Consider the following 17,732-nt stretch of genomic DNA (forward strand, 5'->3'; position numbering starts at 1 on the left):
GCGAATCGGAGTCAAGCCGAATGCCCGCGATCGCCTGCGATCAGTCAAACTGTTCTTCACCACGACCCCCTACGCTCATGGAACGTCATGAGCCAAGCCGCCGCTGACCAGGTCGTAGACCACCACGCTGCCGCTCGTCGCAACGAGGAGGTGTCCTTCCATGTGTAACCGGGACTTCTGAACGCCACCCTTCCTCTACTCGGCTTCAATCTCGCACCTCGATCATCATGGTGCCTCTACGACGGATATCGCTATTGGTGACCGTTCTGTTTCAGATTGCCACCGCCTTCGTGTCGTCGCGACCCCGGGCACGTCGCCAGGCGAAGGTCGCCTGCGTCGCCAGCAGCAGTCCGATTCCGCCCGCTCCCGCGATCGTGGCCGTCACCGATCCGATCGAAGTGGCGACGACACCGGCCAGCGCCATTCCTCCGCCCTGGCTCGAACGCAGCGCCGCGCGCCCGATGCCATAAGCCCTGCCGCGGTACTGGTCCGGTAGCAGGCGCATCCACGCCGAACGAGCGGGTGTGTGATAAGCCCCGCCTATACCGGCGAACACCAGCAAAACGATCGTCCAGGTCAGGTTCGGGTTCAGAGCGAACAGGATCAACGGCGCCAGCGACAGGATCGCGAGCGGGCCGATGAGACGTTCTCGCTTCGCCGGATCCCGGACGAGGCGGAAGAGCAGCGCCACGCCCAGCACGTTCGCGGCGGGTTCGATGGCGAGGATCAGGCCGACCGCCCAGACCGCGTTCAGACTGGCCGCCAGGGGGATCGCGAGGCCTTCCGGGACCATCGCGAGGCCCGCGAGCATGCGGACGCCCAGCAGGGTCCTCAGGCGCGGCTCGGACACCATCAGCGTCAGCACGCCGCGTGGCTCGTCGTCGTCCTTCTTCTTCTTGCGGCCCAGCGGGTCCGCGGCCGGGCGGTGCTTCACGGACGTCTGCACCAGGATCGCCAGAGCGGCGAACGTGACAGCGTTGACCGCCAGCGCCAGGCCCGGACTGGTGTGCGCGACGAGGAAGCCGGCGGCCGCCAGGCCTGCCATCTGGGCTATGTCGACGGACGTGCCGAACAAGGCCACCCCGTCGTCGTAGCGCTTCGGCGGCAGCACGTGCGGGAGGCTCGCCTCCTGGGCCGCGAGGTACGGCGAGGAGATCGCCAGGACCACCACCAGCAGCACGATCATGGCCCACAGCGGCATGCCCGGAATGGCCATCGCCGCCATGAACGCCGCCTGCAACCAGGCCGTCGTCACCATTACCGTGCGGCGCGGGAACCGGTCGGCCACCCAGCCGAGCAACGGGCCCGAAATCAACGGCGGGAAGAGCGTCAGCGACCACGTGAGGGCGGTCGCGGCGACGGATCGTGTTCGTTCGAATACGAGCAGTGATAGTGCGACTGCCGCGAGTTGGTCACCGGCGGTCGATACCGTCGAACCGATCCACATGGCGCGGAACTCGCGCAAACCCACGAGCTCGCGCAGGGTGCCGCGGGTCGTCATGCGGTACCTCGCGGGGTCGCTGCCCGCGCGCGGCGAATCGGCACGTCCCGATTCGTCCTACGCCGAGTCACGTCGCCCCCGCCGGTGGTAATCAATTCCTATCGACAATCACGGTAGAAGCTGCCTGACCGTTCAACGTCTGTCCTACCACAGTGTGTACCTAAACGGAGCAGGGCAGTTACCTAAAGTAGTTACAATAGCAAAACGTCGAGCTGATCTTCTTGACAGTTGACCTCGGGATCGCCTGATTGGATCCCAAATGGTCACGTTGTGTGTCAGCTGGTGCCAAACGGGTGTTCGCAGCTCCGCCAACCGGTCCAACCAGCCCCGGCTCCGGCGCGGCCGGACAGGTGAATTGCGATCAAGATGAACGTACCCGCGCCCGGGAGTGGCGCGAAATAGGCCCCGCGGTTTGTCATCGAGATCAGTCGTGAAGTTCTGGCAAGTGTGGAGATCTTGTTTCCCCGCCTGCGTGACGAAACCGGTTTCGCAGGCGGGAAAACGATCACTAACGTCGGCAATGAACGCGATTGGCGTCGCGCACCGGCCGATAACGTCAGACAACTGTCAGACAAGCCCCGTCAGTAGGGTTTCAGCCCTTGGCCGCAATACGGCGGCGGCGGGCGACCTCGGCCAGCACGACACCCGCCGCGACGGACGCGTTGAGCGACTCGACGCCGGTGGCCATCGGGATCGACACGGTCTGGTCGCAGGTCTCCTTGACCAGACGGCCGAGGCCGCGGCCTTCCGAGCCCACCACGACGACGAGCGGGCCCGTCGCGAGGTCCAGACCGTCGACGTCGACGTCACCGTCCGCGTCGAGGCCCACGACCATCAGGCCGGCCTCGGCCCAGTCGCGCAGCGTGCGGGTGAGGTTCGTGGCCATCGCGATCGGGATCTTCGCCGCCGTGCCCGCGCTCGTGCGCCAGGCGACCGCCGTCATCGACGCGCTGCGGCGCTGCGGCACCACGACGCCCTGCGCGCCGAACGCCGCGGCGGACCGCACCACGGCACCCAGGTTGCGCGGGTCCGTCACGCCGTCGAGCGCCACCAGCAGCGGCGGCGCGCTGGAGCGCTGAGCCAGTTCGAGCAGCTCGTCCGCGGTCGCGTACTCGAACGGCGGCACCTGCAGGCCGAGGCCCTGGTGCATCGCGCCGCCGGTGATCCGGTCGAGCTCACCGCGGGACACCTCCAGCACGGAGATTCCCCGCTCGGCGGCCAGGCTCACGGCCTCGGTCACGCGGTCGTCCGAGTCGATGCCCAGAGCCACGTACAGCGCCGTCGCGGGCGTGCCCGCGCGCATGCACTCCACGACCGGGTTGCGGCCCGCCACGGTCTCGGCGGAGGCCTTGTCCTTCGTCTGCCTGCGCTGGGTCCTGGCGGCACTGGACTTCGCCGCCATCTTGGCGTTCCTGTACGCCGGGTGGTTCGGTCGCTCGACCGCCTTCGGCGTCGGACCCTTGCCCTGCAGCCCCTTGGACTTCTGGCCGCCGGAGCCGGTGACCGCGCCCTTCTTCGAGCCCGGATTGCGCATCGCGCCCTTGCGCTTGGAATTGCCAGCCACGGAAGTCAGTCGTCCTTCAAAGTCCACTGCGGACCGTCGGGGGTGTCCTCGACGGCGATGCCCGCGTCGTGCAGCTGGTCGCGCAGTGCGTCAGAGCGCGCGAAATCCCTGCTCTTGCGGGCGTCCTGGCGTTCGACGAGAAGTCGATCCACCAGGATGGTCAACGCCTGTCGCATGCCGAGATCGGCAGACGAGGCGTCGTTCCACTTCGGCGACAACGGGTCGACGCCGAGGATGTCAGCCATCCGGCGCACGCACTCGGCGGCCGCACGGGCCGTCTCGTGGTCGCCGTCGGCGAGTGCCGTGTTGCCCTGGCGCACCTTGTTGTGCAGTGCCGCCACGGCTTGGGGCGTGTTCAGGTCGTTGTCCATCGCCACCACGAAGTCCGGGCACATGTCGCCCCCGAGCTGGACCTGACCAGCGCGTTCGGCGACACGGCGCAGGAACGACTCGATGCGCCCGTAGGACGTCACCGCCTCCTGCAACGCCTCTTCGGAGTACTCGATGTGCGACCGGTAGTGCGGCGCCACCAGGTAGTACCGCAGCTCCTGCGCGCGGACCTTGTCCAGCATCGCGGGGATGGAGACGGTGTTGCCGAGCGACTTGGCCATCTTCTCGCCGGACAGCGTCACCCAGTAGTTGTGCATCCAGTAGTTCGCGAAGCCGTCACCGGCCGCGCGGGACTGGGCCTGCTCGTTCTCGTGGTGCGGGAAGATCAGGTCGAGCCCGCCACCGTGGATGTCGAACGTGCCGCCGAGGTACGTCGTGGCCATCGCCGAGCACTCCAGGTGCCAGCCGGGCCTGCCGTCGCCCCACGGCGTCGGCCAGGACGGCTCACCGGGCTTCGCGGCCTTCCACAGCGTGAAGTCGCGCGGGTCGCGCTTGCCGCGCACCGCCGTCTCACCCTGCTCCACGCCGTCGAGCCGCTGCCCGGACAGCGCGCCGTACTCGGGGAAAGAACGCACGTCGAAGTAGACGTCGCCGTCGACGTCGTACGCGTGGCCCTTGTCGATCAGCCGCTGCATCAGCTCGACCATCTGCGTGACGTGGCCGGTGGCGCGCGGCGCGTACGACGGCGGCAGGCAGCCCAGCGCGTCGTAGGCGTCCTCGAAGGCGCGCTCGTGCGTGTACGCCCACTCCCACCAGGGCCGGTCGTGCTCGGCTGCCTTGGTGAGGATCTTGTCGTCGATGTCGGTGACGTTGCGGACCAGCGTGACGTCAGCGCCGTCGCGGGCGAGCCAGCGGCGCAGGACGTCGAAGTTCAGGCCGCTGCGGACGTGCCCGATGTGCGGCACACCCTGCACCGTCGCCCCACACACGTAGATCGACGCCGTTCCGTTGACCTGCGGGTGGAACTCCCGCATGGACCGGCTCGCCGTGTCGTAGATGTGGAGGCTCACACGGGAATGGTACGGGCCACATCCAATAGTGCATTTGGCCGGTCACTCGTAGGAACCGGGTTGACGAGCCGGAAGGCACAACCGATCGCCTCGGCTCCGCCGTCCGCCTCCTCGCTGTCGCCGACCATCACGGCCTCGCGGGGATCGACGCCCAGCCGTTCGCACGCGGTGGTGAAGATCTTCGGGTCCGGCTTGATGACGCCTTCTTCGTAGGACAGCACGAACTCGTCCACGAGGTGCGTCAGGCCGTGCAGCTCGAAGACGCTGCGGATGTCCCAGCCGATGTTGCTGACCACCGCGACGGGGACGTCCTTCAGGTGCTCCAGCGTGGCCCTGGTGTCCGGGTACGGCACCCACGACTCCGGGGCCAGCAGCTGGTCGTAGAACGCCTCGGCGTCCGCGACCAGGGCGTCCTTCAGGACCCTGACGTGGACCCAGCGGTGGACGTCGGGGTCGAGGTCGCGGCGGTGCCAGGCGTCCACCAGTTCGGGGTCCATGTCGTCGGCGATGCCGACCGGGGCCGTGAGGGCACGCATCAGGGCACCGTTGGACTCGAGCTCGGGATGCTCGAGGCGGAACAGCGTGCCGGAGAAGTCGAAGAGCGCGGCGCGGATCGTCACGCCCCCGACTCTACGTGCCGAACGGCTAGGTGGTCTGGACCTTTTTGAGCTCGGCCTCGACCGGTGACATGTCGTAGGACAGGGTGAGCTCCAGATCGCCCGCACCGCGCTCGCTGGCGGCCGTGAACTCCTCGACGAACTGCTCGATCTGCTTGAGCGGCTGGTCAGGGAGCTGCGCGGCGGTGGCGTAGAGGGCGGTGAACCGGTCCGGCGTCGTGGTGCCGCGCAGGTCGGCCGACCAGTCGAGCAGGTTCTCGTACTGCTCCACGAAGCGGTTCGCCAGCAGGCGGATCTTGTCCTTGTCGCCCGGCCGGCCCGCCGGACCGAACGCCCACTGCTGCCTGCCCGGCGAGAGCAGGTCCGAGATGGCGTTGATGATCCCGTCGAACGTCCGCGACCGCGCCGTGAAGTAGTCCAGCGCGTCGGTGTCCGTGGTGATCGTCCGCCCGGCCGCGGCGAAGCCCATCTCGTGGCTGATCCGCTTGTCCTTGAGGTTGCGCATGTGCAGCCCCACGTTGTCGGAGAACAGCTGGTACTCCCAGCCCGCCGGCGGCGCGGCGACCGCGGTCCCGACCTTCTTCGCGATCATCCCGGCCAGTTCGCGCGGGGTGAGACGGCGCAGGTCGAGGTAACCGGTGCCGACCCGCAGCGCCGGGAGGTCGGTGTCGTCGAACCGGACCGGCAGCACGTACTCGGTGTCGGAGACCAGCGCGCGGTCGAACGCGGACTGCCGCTCGTGCTTGGTCCACATCTTCCTGGCGTAGTGCTCCGACACGAACATCACGCAGAAGCGCGAGTCGTGGCGGTAGATCTGGTCGAGGTGCTCGATGAGGTTCTTGCCCCAGAGATCGGCTTGCTCGTCGGTGTCGTAGAAGCGGGTCACGCCCAGCTCGGTGAGGTGGCGGGCCACCTCGTCGACGTAGGGGCGGTCTTCGCCGGCGAAGGAGAGGCACACGTCGTACTTGGGCACGAGGCGCATGTTAGTGGCGGGAACCACACCGCTGTGCGGGGAGTTGGGTAGGTATGAGCCTGGGGTTCCTTTTCGCGATGTCGTTACCCGCGTTGGTGGCGGCGTTGTTCTGCCTCGCGGTCATCGAGCGGTTCTTCCGCGGCAGGAAGGGCACGCCGATGTCGACGGCCGGGATCAGCGAGCTCGGCGCCACGTTCGAGGCGGGCAAGCGCGACGAACTGGAGTTCCGCAAGGAGGAACGGCAGCTGCGCGACGACGAGGGCGACCACGCGCCGCCGCGAAGCCGGGTGGACCTCGACGGCGGCACGGCCGTGCTGAAGGTGCCTGCGCAGAGGCAGCCGCGTTAGGCGGTGCCCGTGGTCTTGGCGACCTTCACGCGGACGATGACGCGGACGTTGTCCGTGCCGGCGTCGCCGGGGTAGTCCTTGCCGAGGTACTTGTGCGAGAGCTCGTTGATGAGCTCGGCGCCACCCTCGGTCGTCAGCGACGCGTCACCGCGGAACTCGCTGTACTGGTACGGGTTGTCCTTGTTGATGACGGTGATGCTCAACCGCGGGTCGTTGCGCAGGTGGCGTTCCTTCGCGCGGCCGACGACGGTGGAGAACAGCACGTCGTCGCCGTCGCGCTTGATCCAGACGACGGAGGTCTGCGGGCTGCCGTCCTTGGTCAGCGTGGCGACAGTGGCGTAGTTCGGGCTGTCGAGGAGTTCGCGCTGCGTTTCTGAAAGCGTGGCCATGGTCGTCAGGCTACGAGAACAGCAGGGCTGTCGCGATCGCTGCGATGCCCTCGTTTCGCCCTGTGAGACCCAGGCCGTCCGTGGTGGTGCCGGCCACCGAGACCGGGCCGCCGATCGCGTCGGAAAGCGCTTGCTGGGCCTCTTCGCGGCGCTTGCCGATGCGCGGCTGGTTGCCGATGACCTGCACTGTGGCGTTTCCCACACGGAAGCCGGCCTCCTCGATGAGGCGGCGCACCTCCGTGAGCAGGACAACGCCGTGGGCGCCCGACCAGCGGGGGTCCGACGTACCGAAGACGGCGCCCAGGTCGCCCAGGCCCGCCGCGGACAGCAGCGCGTCGCACAGCGCGTGGGAGGCCACGTCGCCGTCGGAGTGGCCTGCGCACCCGTCGACGCCCTCCCACAGCAGTCCGGCGATCCAGCACTCACGACCCGCTTCGATCGGGTGGACGTCGACGCCCTGGCCGATCCTCACTCCTGGCCTCCGCTGAACAGTGCTTCCGCGACCGCGAGGTCGAACGGGGTGGTGATCTTCATGGCGTGGGGGTGCCCGGGAACCGTGTGGACCGCGACACCGGTCTGCTCTACGAGAGCAGCGTCGTCAGTCGCGGCGATACCGGAGCAATAGGCGGCTCTGAGAGTCTCGGCGCGGAAACCCTGCGGGGTCTGCACGATCCGCAGCGCGGCTCGATCAGGTGTGGAGACGACCACTCCGGCCTCGTCCACCTGCTTGATCGTGTCGGCGACCGGGAGCACCGGGATGACGGCGTCGTACCCGCCGCGCACGGCGGCGACGACACCGGCGATGACCTCGGGAGGGGTGAAGGCGCGGGCAGCGTCGTGGACCAGCACGATCGAGGTGTCCGGAATCACGCGGAGCGCGTGTTCGAGGGCGAGCCGCACCGAGTCGGTGCGTTCGGAGCCCCCTGGAAGCACGTGCACCGCCCCGCCGGCCGGGGCCAGCGAGGCGGTTGCGGTGTGCACTTGATCCACATCGGACGGTGGGGCGGCGATGACCACGTGCTGAACCTGGCCTGACTCGAACAGACCCTGCACTGCACGCGTCAACAGCGGTACACCGTTGACCGGCACGAGCGCCTTGGGCATCCCGTAGCCCAGACGCTCACCTCGCCCTGCCGCGGGCACGAGCGCGACAACACTCATGTTCGCGACTTACATCCGATGCTCTTGTTGAGAACTACGAGGCAGTGGCGAGAACTTCGTCGAGGAGAACCTCGGCCTTGTCCTCGTCGGTGCCTTCGGCCAGCGCCAGCTCGCTGACCAGTATCTGCCGCGCCTTCGCCAGCATCCGCTTCTCGCCGGCGGAAAGCCCGCGATCCTTCTCGCGCCGCCAGAGGTCGCGCACCACTTCCGCAACCTTGTTCACGTCGCCGGAGGCGAGCTTCTCAAGGTTGGCCTTGTACCGCCGAGACCAGTTGGTCGGCTCCTCGGTGTGGGGAGCACGCAAGACCTCGAAAACCTTGTCGAGCCCTTCCTGGCCGACAACGTCACGCACGCCTACGATTTCGGCGTTGTCAGCGGGAACCCGAACGGTGAGGTCGCCCTGCGCTACCTTGAGAACGAGGTACTTCTTCTCCTCGCCCTTGATCACGCGGGTCTCGATTGCTTCGATGAGAGCGGCACCGTGGTGCGGGTAGACGACGGTCTCTCCGACCTTGAAAACCATGTGTCCTCTGCCCCTTTCGATGCCTCCATCCTAACACGTCCAGCAACCCTCCGATTGCTGCTCGAAGATCCGTTAGTGCTGGTCAGGGCCATGCGGGGGGTTGACAAACCACCTGTTCGCGTGCAAGGTACGTCTCATCGAAGATCGACTGGCAGCCCGTCGCGTCCTCGATTCGGGTCCCGGTTAGGCTCCTTGCCTGGTGGTTGTTCCCTAGGAAGGACGCTGGAGCCGTGAATTCAGGAGTGTCTCGCCGGTTTATCGTGACGGCAGCGCTGGCCGCTGGCCTCGGCCTGGTGGCGGTCGGCTGCAGCGCCGGTCAGGTCACCCAGACCGACACCCAGGTGGCCGCCGTCGATGGTGCGAGCGGCAACGCCGGCCCGATCGCGGTGCGCAACGCCATGCTCGCCTTCCCGGCGGACGGCAACCGGTACAAGGACGGTGAGGACGTCCCGCTGACGTTCGTCATCGCGAACACCGGGTCCACCCCGGACAAGCTGCTGTCGATCAAGTCCGAGGCCTCCGAGGCCGAGGCCGAGGTCGTCGGCTCGAAGGACATCCCGGCGCAGTACGCGCTGCGGGCCGAGTACGACGCCTCGAAGGCGCCGACGAAGACCTCCGCGCCTTCGTCCTCCGCTGCCTCGTCGGTCGTGCCGACCTCGGGTGTTCCGTCGTCGAACGCGGGCACGCCGTCCTCCAACGCCGGCACCCCGTCCTCGAGTGTGTCGTCGACCGGTACGCCGTCCTCGGGTGTGTCGTCGTCCGCCGCGTCCTCGACCGGCCGCCCCTCGAACTCCTCCGCCGCACCGACGGCCGTGGACCCGGACCTCGAGGTGCTGCAGATCCGCTGCACGCTCAAGAGCCTGAACCGCGAGGTCGTGGCGGCACAGACCGTCAAGATCACGTTCCTCTTCGAGAAGGCCGGCTCGCTGACGCTGGAGGTGCCCATGGCGCCGTCCGAGCACAAGCGCACGAGCGAGAACCACGAGTCCGGCGGCCACTAGCCTTCCGACGCACGAAAACGCCGCTCCCTGGCATCAGGGGGCGGCGTTCTTCGTTTGTTCAGGAGGCCTGCAGCATCGGGCGGAACTTGTCGCGGTAGGCCCATGCGAGGCCGATCTCGGCGGCGACCACGAGCAGCGCCATCACCATGCCGCTGGGCTCCAGGAAGACGTGGAACAGGAAGATGTTCACGACCATCGGTGCCAGCAGCGCCAGAGCCAGCGGCACGAACCGGCCGATGATCAGCAGGATGCCGGAGAGCAACTGGACGCCGGACGCGAGCTGCAGCATGTACCCGGTCGCGTAGAGGGCGCCGCTGAAGGCCACACCTTCGGGTGCCATCGTGCTGGGGTCCGGGGCGGGCATGAACATGATGAAGCCGTTCAGGCCGGTCGTGGCGAAGAGCAGGCCGGTCAGCACGCGGGTGACGACGGTGGCGTAGCGGCCGATGGCGAACTTGCGGGTCTTCGTCGCGGAAGCGGTTGCGGTGCTCACTGTGTCCTCCAGGTGTGTCGTGTCCTTCCACTGATGCGTCGAACGGGCACGACACCGGATCGACAAACCCGCCAAAGAATCTTGGAAGTTTCTCGAAGCCGGGCCTGACCTGGCTGTCCGCGAGGACGACCGACTTCCCGGCGAACGAGCCGGAGTCTGCGCAGCAGCGGCAAACCAGCACTGTCGTACCTGTGCTCTAACGTTCGGCTCGTGGTGAAGACAGCGCGGCCGATCTTCCGTTGTGCCGAGTGCGGGCACGAGGTGGCGAAGTGGTTCGGCCGCTGCCCCGAGTGCCAGGCCTGGGGCAGCATCGAGGAACGAGGCACCGCGTCGGTGACGCGGGTGGTGGCGGGCGCGCCGACGTCGGTCGCCCGGCCGATCGGCGAGGTCGACATCGAGTCGGCGCGGGCGCTCCCGACTGGCGTCAGCGAGTTCGACCGGGTGCTGGGCGGCGGCCTGGTGCCTGGTGCCGTCGTGCTGCTCGCCGGTGAGCCCGGCGTGGGCAAGTCGACGTTGTTGCTGGAGGCGGCGCACCGGTGGGCCGAGAGCCACGGGCGTTGTCTTTATGTCACGGGTGAGGAGTCGGCGGGGCAGGTGCGGCTGCGCGCGGAACGCACCGGCAACCTCCACGGCGAGATGTACCTGGCGGCCGAGAGTGAGCTCAGCGCGTTGCTCGGGCAGGTCGACGAGGTGAAGCCGTCGATGTTGATCGTCGACTCCATCCAGACCATGTCGACGATGAGTGCCCAGGGCGGGCCCGGAGGCGTGACCCAGGTGCGCGCCGTCGCTTCCGGACTGATCGCGATGGCCAAGGAACGCGGGCTGCCGATCGTCCTGGTCGGACACGTCACGAAGGACGGATCCGTTGCGGGGCCCAGGGTGCTGGAGCACCTGGTCGACGTCGTTCTGCAGTTCGAGGGTGATCGCCACTCCAGTCTGCGGCTGCTGCGCGGCATCAAGAACCGCTATGGCGCGGCGGACGAGGTGGGGTGCTTCGAGCTGCGTGACGACGGCATCGCGTGCGTGCCGGACCCGTCCGGGTTGTTCCTCACGCGGCGCGACAAAGCTGTCGAGGGCACCTGCGTCACGGTGATCGTCGAGGGCAAGCGGCCGATGCTCGGCGAGGTGCAGGCGTTGGTGGCGAAGACGAATCTCCCGGCGCCCCGGCGCGCGGTGAGCGGGCTCGACTCCGCGCGGATCGCCATGGCGCTGGCGGTGCTGGAGAAGCGCGGCAAGGTCAACCTGTTCCAGAAGGACGTCTTCACCGCGACCGTGGGCGGCATGCGGCTGGTCGAACCGGCCGCGGACCTCGCCGTGGTGCTGGCGGTGGCGTCGGCGGAACGCGAGATCGCCCTGCCGGCCGACCTGGTGGTGCTCGGTGAGGTGGGGCTGGCCGGTGAGATCCGGCGCGTGAACGGCGTCGGCAAGCGGCTCAGCGAGGCCGCACGGCTCGGCTTCAAGAAGGCGCTGGTGCCGCCGGACCACGGGCCGCTGCCGGACGGGGTGCGGGCGCTGGTGGCGCACGATCTGGTGTCGGCGCTGGAGGTGCTGGGACTGAACAGGCGGCACAGCAGCAAGGGCAGCGAGAGCAAGGGCAGCGAGAGCATCACCGACGACGACTGAGCAGCTGCCGCGTCGAGGGGACGCGGCGGTCCGGGGCGGTCGGTGCCGGGCTCCCGAGCGGCCGGGCGCGTGCGGCTGCGCAGGCCGTGATCGAATACGCGGGTGTTGGGGAGACACGACAGCGAGATCGGTGAGTTACTGCGGTTCGCAGCGGCCTTGGTGCCCTCGGAGGTGCAGAGCGCCGACCTGCTCGACTACCTGGACCTCGAGGAGTGGGAGCTGGTTCTCCAGCTGCTGGGGGAGTTCGACGGCCACACCTGGCAGACACCGCGCTACTGGGCCCTGCTGGCCGAGGCGGCGACCGAGATGGACCAGGACGACGCCTGGTTCCAGTGGCGGTGCGTGGAGTCGATCCAAGGCGTGCTGCGGGTCGAGCTGACGCTGGCTGTCGCCGCGGAACCGTTGCAGGCCAGGGGAGAACGTCCGATGTGGGACGTCACGGGCAAGCACCAGCGGGTGGCCGCGCTGTGGATCGAGTCCAAGCCCGTGCTGGGGCCGGGTGAACGCGCCACGGCACGGCTGAGGCCGTTCGTGCCGCCGGCGTGGGCGCATCTCATCCGCGGCGACGTGATCACGTTGCTCGGCGGCTCGCCGGGCACCGCGAAGATCATCGAAAAAGTACCGCCGCGGCCCTGAAACAGGACCGCGGCGGCAGCAGAACCTCTAAATCACTGCGAAAGCAGCTGGGCGCAGCGAATCAACCCGAGGTGCGAGTACGCCTGCGGGTGGTTGCCCAGCGAGCGCTCGGCGACCGGGTCGTACTCCTCGGGCAGCAGGCCGGTGGGGCCGGCCGCGTCCACCATCTGCGCGAAGAGTTCCTCGGCCTCGGTGCGACGACCGGTGAGCAGGTACGACTCGATCATCCAGGCGGCGCAGAGGTGGAAGCCGCCCTCGTCGCCCGGCAGGCCGTCGTCGCGGTGGTAGCGGTACACGGTCGAGCCGGACCGCAGCTCCGCCTCGATGGCCGTCACGGTCGACTGGAAGCGCTCGTCGGCCGGGTCGATCAGACCCGACAGACCCACGAACAGCGAGGCGGCGTCCAGGTCGTCGCCGTCGTAGGCCGTGGTGAAGGACTGGACCTCGTCGTTCCAGCCGTTCTTGAGCACGTCGTTGGAGATCGTGTCGCGCAGCGGCACCCACGACGGGTCCAGCTCGCGGCCGAACTGCTCGCCGAGCTTGATGGCGCGGTCGATGGTCAGCCAGCACATGACCTTGGAGTACACGTGGTGGCGCGGCGCGTGCCGCTCCTCCCAGATGCCGTGGTCGGGCTCGTGCCAGCGCCGCGAGACGGCCTCGGCCATCGCCTGGACCATCGCCCAGTCGGCGTCCGACAACGCACCACGCGCGGTGGCCAGCTGCACGACCAGGTCGACGACCGGGCCGAACACGTCGAGCTGCACCTGCTGGTTCGCGAGGTTGCCAACGCGCACGGGACGCGAGCCCGCGTAGCCGGGCAGCGACTCGATGACGGCCTCGGCGCCCAGCTGAGTGCCGTGCAGCGTGTACAGCGGGTGCAGCCGCTCGGGGCCGGGAATGGTCTCCAGGACGCCGTGCAGCCACACCAGGAAGCCGTCGGCCTCCGCGTACGAGCCCACCGACACCAGCGCGGCGGCGGTCATCGCGCCGTCGCGCAGCCAGCAGTAGCGGTAGTCCCAGTTCCGGACGCCGCCGAGCTCCTCGGGCAGTGACGTGGTGGCCGCCGCCATGATCGAGCCGGAGTCCTTGTGCACCAGGCCACGCAGGGTCAGTGCCGAACGCAGCACCAGGTCCGTCTGCACGGTCGGCAGTCGAAGACCCGCCGCCCAGTCCGCCCAGTAGCCCGCGGCGCGGTCACGGCGCACGGACTCGGGCTGGGCGTGCTCGGAGATGTCGTCGGTGCCGCACCGCAGCTCCAGCAACACCGGCGCACCCTCGCGCGGCCGGACCACGGCGCGTGCGGTCTCCTGCACGCCGTCCGAGGTGATCTCCCAGTCGACACCGGGGGAACGCAGCACCATCGGGTCCGACGTGCCGACGATGCGCAGGCCGTCGCGCTCGCGCAGCAGCCGCACCGGCACCTGCCCGAACTCGGGGCGCGGCGCGAACGTGATCACCGCGTTGGTCGAGCCGGAGATCCGCCGGACGAGGTCCGTGCGGTGCGAGGCCAGGTCGTGCTCCAGGTAGTCCGACACCAGGAGCCGCGACCAGCGGGTCTCGACGATCATCGTGCCCGGCAGGTAGCGCTGGCCCAGCGGCAGCGACCCGTGCTCCGGCTTGATCGAGAAGTGGCCTGCGGCGGGGCCGCCGAGCAGGTCCGCGAAGATCGCCGCGGAGTCCGGCTCGGGGTGGCACAGCCAGTTGACCTTGGCGTCCGGCGTCACGAGAGCCACGGACCGCTCGTTCGCGAGCATGGTCAGGCGCTCGATCGGCACGGCCTGGTCGCCGTGCAGCCACGCGCGGCGCTCCTCCAGGAGGAACGCCAGCACCGTCGCCACGTCGGCCGGATCGGCGACGTAGTGCTGGGCCAGCGACTCACCGGCACCCACGCGGATGCCGAGGTCCGGGCCGTGCAGGCGCTCGAACGCCTTCTCGTCCGTGACGTCGTCGCCCAGGAAGATCGCCGCGGTGGCGCCCACCTGGTGCCGCAGGATGTCGAGGGCGTGGCCCTTGTTGGTCTCGACGACGGCGAGCTCGATGACGGCCTTGCCCTCGGTGACCTGCACACCTTCCCAGGTGCACGGGCCGGAGCGGACGGCGTCGAGCACCGCTGCGCCGATGGCCTCGCTCGCCGCACGGCGGACGTGCACGGCGATCGAGGCGGGCTTCACCTCGAGGTGCACGCCCTCCTGGCCGTCGACGATCTCTTCGAGGTCGGTCTCGATGCGCCGCAGCAACGCCTTGGCGTTGGCGTCCAGCGCGTGCACGAAGCCGACGTCGAACTCGGAGCCGTGCGAGCCCACCAGGTGGACCTCGCCCGGCAGGCGGGAAAGGGTGGCCAGGTCGCGCAGCGCGCGACCCGAGATCACGGCCGATGTGGTCTCGTGCAGCGACGCCAGCGAACGCAGCGCGTTCACCGACTCCGGGAGCGGGCGGGCCTGCTCCGGATCGCTCACGATCGGCGCGAGTGTTCCGTCGTAGTCGCTTGCGACCAGCAGTCGCGGGGTCCTGGCCAGCTGCACGATGGCACGGCGCAGTTCGGCGGGGAGGGCCTCGGCGGTCAACGCCCCTCCTGGAGCACTCGATGGGTCATGGGATCTGAAAGGATTCAGACCGAGGTCTGCGTGCCCAACGCCTCCAGGAACGACCTTGCCCAACGGTCAACGTCGTGGGTGAGGACCTGACGGCGCAGCGCGCGCATCCTACGGCGGCCTTCTGCGGGATCGATGTCGAGGGCGGCCTGCAATGCGTTCTTGACACCGTCCAGATCATGGGGGTTCACCAGGAACGCACTGGTCAGTTCTGCGGCAGCGCCGGCGAACTCGCTGAGCACCAGAGCTCCACCAAGATCATATCGGCAGGCCACGTACTCCTTGCACACGAGGTTCATACCGTCCCGAACGGGCGTGACGACCATGACGTCCGCCGCGCTCATGAACGCGACGAGCTCCTCGCGGTCCACCGACTGGTGCAGGTAGTGCACGACGGGCTTGCCGACCCGTCCGAACTCGCCGTTGATCCGCCCGACCGACTGCTCGATGTCCTGGCGCATCGTCTTGTAGTGGTCGACCCGCTCACGACTGGGTGTCGCGAGCTGGATCATCCCGACGTCCTCCGGGTCCACGCGTCCGTCCGCGATCAGCTCGTACAGAGCGCGGATCCTGACGTCGATGCCCTTCGTGTAGTCGAGGCGGTCCACACCCAGCAGGATGCGCTTCGGGTTGCCGAGATCCTCTCGAATCTGCCTCGCGCGGGCCTGGGTGTCCTTGCGCCGGGCCACCGCGTCGAGGCCCGCGCTGTCGATCGAGATGGGGAACGCGCCGACGCGCACCGTCCGGTCGCCGACCTGCACGACACCTGGCCGGGTCCGGACACCGACGGTGCCGCGGCTGGGCTCCAGGCCGACGAGGCGGCGAGCCAGCCAGAGGAAGTTCTGCGCGCCGCCGGGCCGGTGGAAGCCCACCAGGTCGGCGCCGAGCAGGCCGCGGATGATCTCCGTGCGCCACGGGAGCTGCATGAACAGCTCGACCGGCGGGAACGGGATGTGCAGGAAGAAGCCGATCTTGAGGTCGGGCCGCTGGTCGCGCAGCATCGCCGGGACGAGCTGCAGCTGGTAGTCCTGCACCCACACCGTCGCGCCCTGGGCGGCGACCTTCGCGGTCGCGTCGGCGAACCGCTGGTTGACCTTCACGTAGGCGTTCCACCAGTGCCGGTGGAACGCGGGCTGCGCCACGACGTCGTGGTAGAGCGGCCAGAGCGTGCCGTTGGAGAAGCCCTCGTAGTAGTCCTCGACCTCCTTGGCCGAGAGCTCGACGGGGTGCAGCAGCAGGCCGTCGTCCTCGAACGGCGGCACCTCGGTGTCCGCGACGCCGGGCCAGCCGACCCAGGCGCCGCTGTGTGAGCGTAGGAACGGTTCGAGCGCGCTCACGAGCCCGCCCGGGCTGTGTTTCCACCGCTCGGTTCCGTCGGGCAAGCGCTCCAGGTCAACCGGCAGCCGGTTGGCCACGACTACGAATTCCGCCCCGTTCTCGCCAATGTCCATGCTCACGAAAACGAGGCTAGTGCGGACCCGTGCTCTCGGCGTGTCGTGTAACCCCCGTCACAGCGAGTTTCACTCCAAACGACGCTTGCTGGGTTTGAGCGGGCCGGACATGCGCGGACCTGCGAACTTGCGCTCCAGACGCCCCAGTCCGGTGCGCACCGGCTGGGCCAGGTACTCGCCGAATACGACACCTCCGGCCAGTGCGAGAGCAATGCCACTCGCGAAGACGAGCGTGCTCAAACCAGCCGGATCGCCCTCGGCGGTGAGCTGGAACAGGCCTCGGTACGTGGTCCAGCCGGGCAGCAGCGGGACCACGCCGGCCTGGACGACGACGAGCGTCGGGATGCGCAACCGGCGGGTCATCGTGGCGCCGCCGAACCCGGTGATCGCGGCCGCCACGGCGGAACTCAGCAGCGCGTCGAGGCCGAGGCTCGTCATGAGGCCGTACGCGGCCGTGCCGATCGCGCCGGAGATGGCGGCGGCGACGAGAGCGCGTGGCCGTGCGTAACAGGCGAGTGCGAAGAACGCACTGGTCGCCGCTCCGGCCGCGAACTGCATCGGCACCGCGGAGATCAGGGCCGGCAACGGGTCGCTGAGCCGGATGTCCAGTCCGAAGTGGACGGCCGTGCGGATCGCCAGCGCGACACCGGCTATCAGGCCCGCGCTGAGCAGCACGGTTTCGACCGTGCGGCCCGCGGCGGTGACGTTGTAGCCGGAGATCGCGTCCTGCACGGTGCTCACCAGCGCGAGCCCGGACAGCAGCACCACGATCCCGACGGCCACGAGCAGACTCGGCCGCACCGGCAGCAACCCGGTCGAGTAGATCGCCAGCGCGGCACCCGTGCCGAGCGCGCCGCCGAGGAGTTGCTGGAAGAAGAACGGCAGGTTGCGGCGGTTGAGGATGCGGCCGACCCGGTCGACCACCGCCGTGATGACCGCCGCGGTGAGCGCGAGCACCAGCCCGCCGCCCACGAGGAACGCCACCGCGCCCGCCATTCCGCCCCATGCGGCGGTGGCGATCCAGCGCGGGTACGGGTGCTTGGCGTTCGTGATGTCTTCGAGCCGTGCGTGGGCTTCCTCGATCGGCCCCAGATTGCGCACCAGTTGTTCGACATCGGCGAGCCGCGTGTAGTCGAGACCGCGTTGCCGGACGACGCGAATCGACGTGATCGGCAACGCCTCCGTGCCGCGATGACAGGACACGCTGATCGAGGTGTAGATCACGTCGACTTCGGTGTGCGGGAGTCCATAGCTCTCGGTGACCGAGAGAATCGTGGCTGTCACATCGGCCGCACCGGCCCCACTGGCCATTTGGACCTCACCGATCTTGAGGGCGAGATCGAGTACCAGGTGAACCGTGGTGTCATCGGGCAGAGCCGGGCCGTGCAGGCTGTTCGTGGAAATCGTGGGCACCTCCGTCGTGTGATCGTGACAGGGCCTTCGACTGTTGCTGTGTCGTCTG

General features: G+C 68.6%; 17 protein-coding genes. 4 read left to right on the top strand and 13 right to left on the bottom strand.

Annotation, left to right across the window (positions count from 1 at the left end):
• Positions 1 to 271 precede the first annotated feature (271 nt).
• From IG04_RS0132315 to IG04_RS44425, 5 genes are all read right to left on the bottom strand, one after another.
• Positions 272 to 1,501: an MFS transporter gene (locus IG04_RS0132315; protein WP_030480528.1), complete on the bottom strand. Its 1,230-nt coding sequence runs from the start codon at positions 1,499 to 1,501 to the stop codon at positions 272 to 274.
• A gap of 592 nt (positions 1,502 to 2,093) precedes the next feature.
• Positions 2,094 to 3,065 carry a 23S rRNA (guanosine(2251)-2'-O)-methyltransferase RlmB gene (gene rlmB, locus IG04_RS0132320; RefSeq protein WP_030480529.1) on the bottom strand — a complete coding sequence of 324 codons (972 nt, stop codon included), beginning with the start codon at positions 3,063 to 3,065 and terminating at the stop codon, positions 2,094 to 2,096.
• Between the two features lie 5 nt (positions 3,066 to 3,070).
• Positions 3,071 to 4,465 carry a cysteine--tRNA ligase gene (cysS, locus tag IG04_RS0132325; protein ID WP_030480530.1) on the bottom strand — a complete coding sequence of 465 codons (1,395 nt, stop codon included), beginning with the start codon at positions 4,463 to 4,465 and terminating at the stop codon, positions 3,071 to 3,073.
• Positions 4,462 to 5,085: an HAD family hydrolase gene (locus IG04_RS0132330; RefSeq protein WP_030480531.1), complete on the bottom strand. Its 624-nt coding sequence runs from the start codon at positions 5,083 to 5,085 to the stop codon at positions 4,462 to 4,464. Before IG04_RS0132330 ends, cysS begins: the two co-directional genes overlap by 4 nt.
• A 25-nt stretch (positions 5,086 to 5,110) precedes the next feature.
• Positions 5,111 to 6,055 carry a toll/interleukin-1 receptor domain-containing protein gene (locus tag IG04_RS44425; protein ID WP_159460513.1) on the bottom strand — a complete coding sequence of 315 codons (945 nt, stop codon included), beginning with the start codon at positions 6,053 to 6,055 and terminating at the stop codon, positions 5,111 to 5,113.
• Positions 6,056 to 6,108: 53 nt separating this feature from the next.
• Here IG04_RS44425 and IG04_RS0132340 point away from each other — a divergent pair, with 53 nt between their 5' ends.
• Positions 6,109 to 6,402: a DUF6191 domain-containing protein gene (locus IG04_RS0132340; protein WP_051771115.1), complete on the top strand. Its 294-nt coding sequence runs from the start codon at positions 6,109 to 6,111 to the stop codon at positions 6,400 to 6,402.
• Here the strand turns inward: IG04_RS0132340 and IG04_RS0132345 are convergent.
• Genes IG04_RS0132345 through IG04_RS0132360 form a run of 4 tightly spaced genes read right to left on the bottom strand, consistent with a single transcriptional unit; the run spans position 6,399 to position 8,475 of the window.
• Positions 6,399 to 6,791: a PPOX class F420-dependent oxidoreductase gene (locus tag IG04_RS0132345; RefSeq protein ID WP_030480534.1), complete on the bottom strand. Its 393-nt coding sequence runs from the start codon at positions 6,789 to 6,791 to the stop codon at positions 6,399 to 6,401. The two genes, IG04_RS0132340 and IG04_RS0132345, sit on opposite strands and share 4 nt — an antisense overlap.
• A gap of 10 nt (positions 6,792 to 6,801) precedes the next feature.
• Positions 6,802 to 7,263, bottom strand: coding sequence for a 2-C-methyl-D-erythritol 2,4-cyclodiphosphate synthase (gene ispF, locus IG04_RS0132350; protein ID WP_030480535.1), 462 nt, complete (start codon positions 7,261 to 7,263; stop codon positions 6,802 to 6,804).
• Entirely contained in the window at positions 7,260 to 7,952 is a 693-nt protein-coding gene (gene ispD / locus IG04_RS0132355) for a 2-C-methyl-D-erythritol 4-phosphate cytidylyltransferase (protein ID WP_030480536.1), read from the bottom strand. The genes ispF and ispD overlap by 4 nt, the downstream gene beginning before the upstream one ends.
• A gap of 34 nt (positions 7,953 to 7,986) precedes the next feature.
• On the bottom strand, positions 7,987 to 8,475 hold the full coding sequence (locus IG04_RS0132360) for a CarD family transcriptional regulator (RefSeq protein ID WP_012782996.1): 489 nt from the start codon (positions 8,473 to 8,475) through the stop codon (positions 7,987 to 7,989).
• A gap of 260 nt (positions 8,476 to 8,735) precedes the next feature.
• Here IG04_RS0132360 and IG04_RS0132365 point away from each other — a divergent pair, with 260 nt between their 5' ends.
• Positions 8,736 to 9,476: a hypothetical protein gene (locus IG04_RS0132365; RefSeq protein ID WP_051771117.1), complete on the top strand. Its 741-nt coding sequence runs from the start codon at positions 8,736 to 8,738 to the stop codon at positions 9,474 to 9,476.
• A gap of 58 nt (positions 9,477 to 9,534) precedes the next feature.
• Here IG04_RS0132365 and IG04_RS0132370 read toward each other — a convergent pair whose 3' ends face one another.
• On the bottom strand, positions 9,535 to 9,969 hold the full coding sequence (locus tag IG04_RS0132370) for a hypothetical protein (protein WP_051771119.1): 435 nt from the start codon (positions 9,967 to 9,969) through the stop codon (positions 9,535 to 9,537).
• Positions 9,970 to 10,179: 210 nt separating this feature from the next.
• Between IG04_RS0132370 and radA the strand changes: the two genes are divergently transcribed.
• Positions 10,180 to 11,592 (top strand): DNA repair protein RadA, encoded by a 1,413-nt coding sequence (radA, locus tag IG04_RS0132375; RefSeq protein WP_084402103.1) that lies wholly within the window; start codon positions 10,180 to 10,182, stop codon positions 11,590 to 11,592.
• 102 nt (positions 11,593 to 11,694) lie between these two features.
• Positions 11,695 to 12,228: a hypothetical protein gene (locus IG04_RS43160; protein WP_051771121.1), complete on the top strand. Its 534-nt coding sequence runs from the start codon at positions 11,695 to 11,697 to the stop codon at positions 12,226 to 12,228.
• Positions 12,229 to 12,260: 32 nt separating this feature from the next.
• On the opposite strand, the gene otsB is transcribed toward IG04_RS43160, so the two are convergent.
• The 3 genes from otsB to IG04_RS0132395 form a co-directional block, all read right to left on the bottom strand.
• Positions 12,261 to 14,792 (bottom strand): trehalose-phosphatase, encoded by a 2,532-nt coding sequence (otsB, locus tag IG04_RS0132385; RefSeq protein WP_030480541.1) that lies wholly within the window; start codon positions 14,790 to 14,792, stop codon positions 12,261 to 12,263.
• Positions 14,793 to 14,836: 44 nt separating this feature from the next.
• On the bottom strand, positions 14,837 to 16,270 hold the full coding sequence (locus IG04_RS0132390; protein ID WP_030480542.1) for an alpha,alpha-trehalose-phosphate synthase (UDP-forming): 1,434 nt from the start codon (positions 16,268 to 16,270) through the stop codon (positions 14,837 to 14,839).
• 69 nt (positions 16,271 to 16,339) lie between these two features.
• Entirely contained in the window at positions 16,340 to 17,683 is a 1,344-nt protein-coding gene (locus IG04_RS0132395; RefSeq protein WP_051771122.1) for a threonine/serine exporter family protein, read from the bottom strand.
• Positions 17,684 to 17,732 lie beyond the last annotated feature (49 nt).

Source organism: Lentzea albidocapillata (assembly GCF_000719115.1).
Taxonomy (GTDB): domain Bacteria; phylum Actinomycetota; class Actinomycetes; order Mycobacteriales; family Pseudonocardiaceae; genus Lentzea; species Lentzea albidocapillata.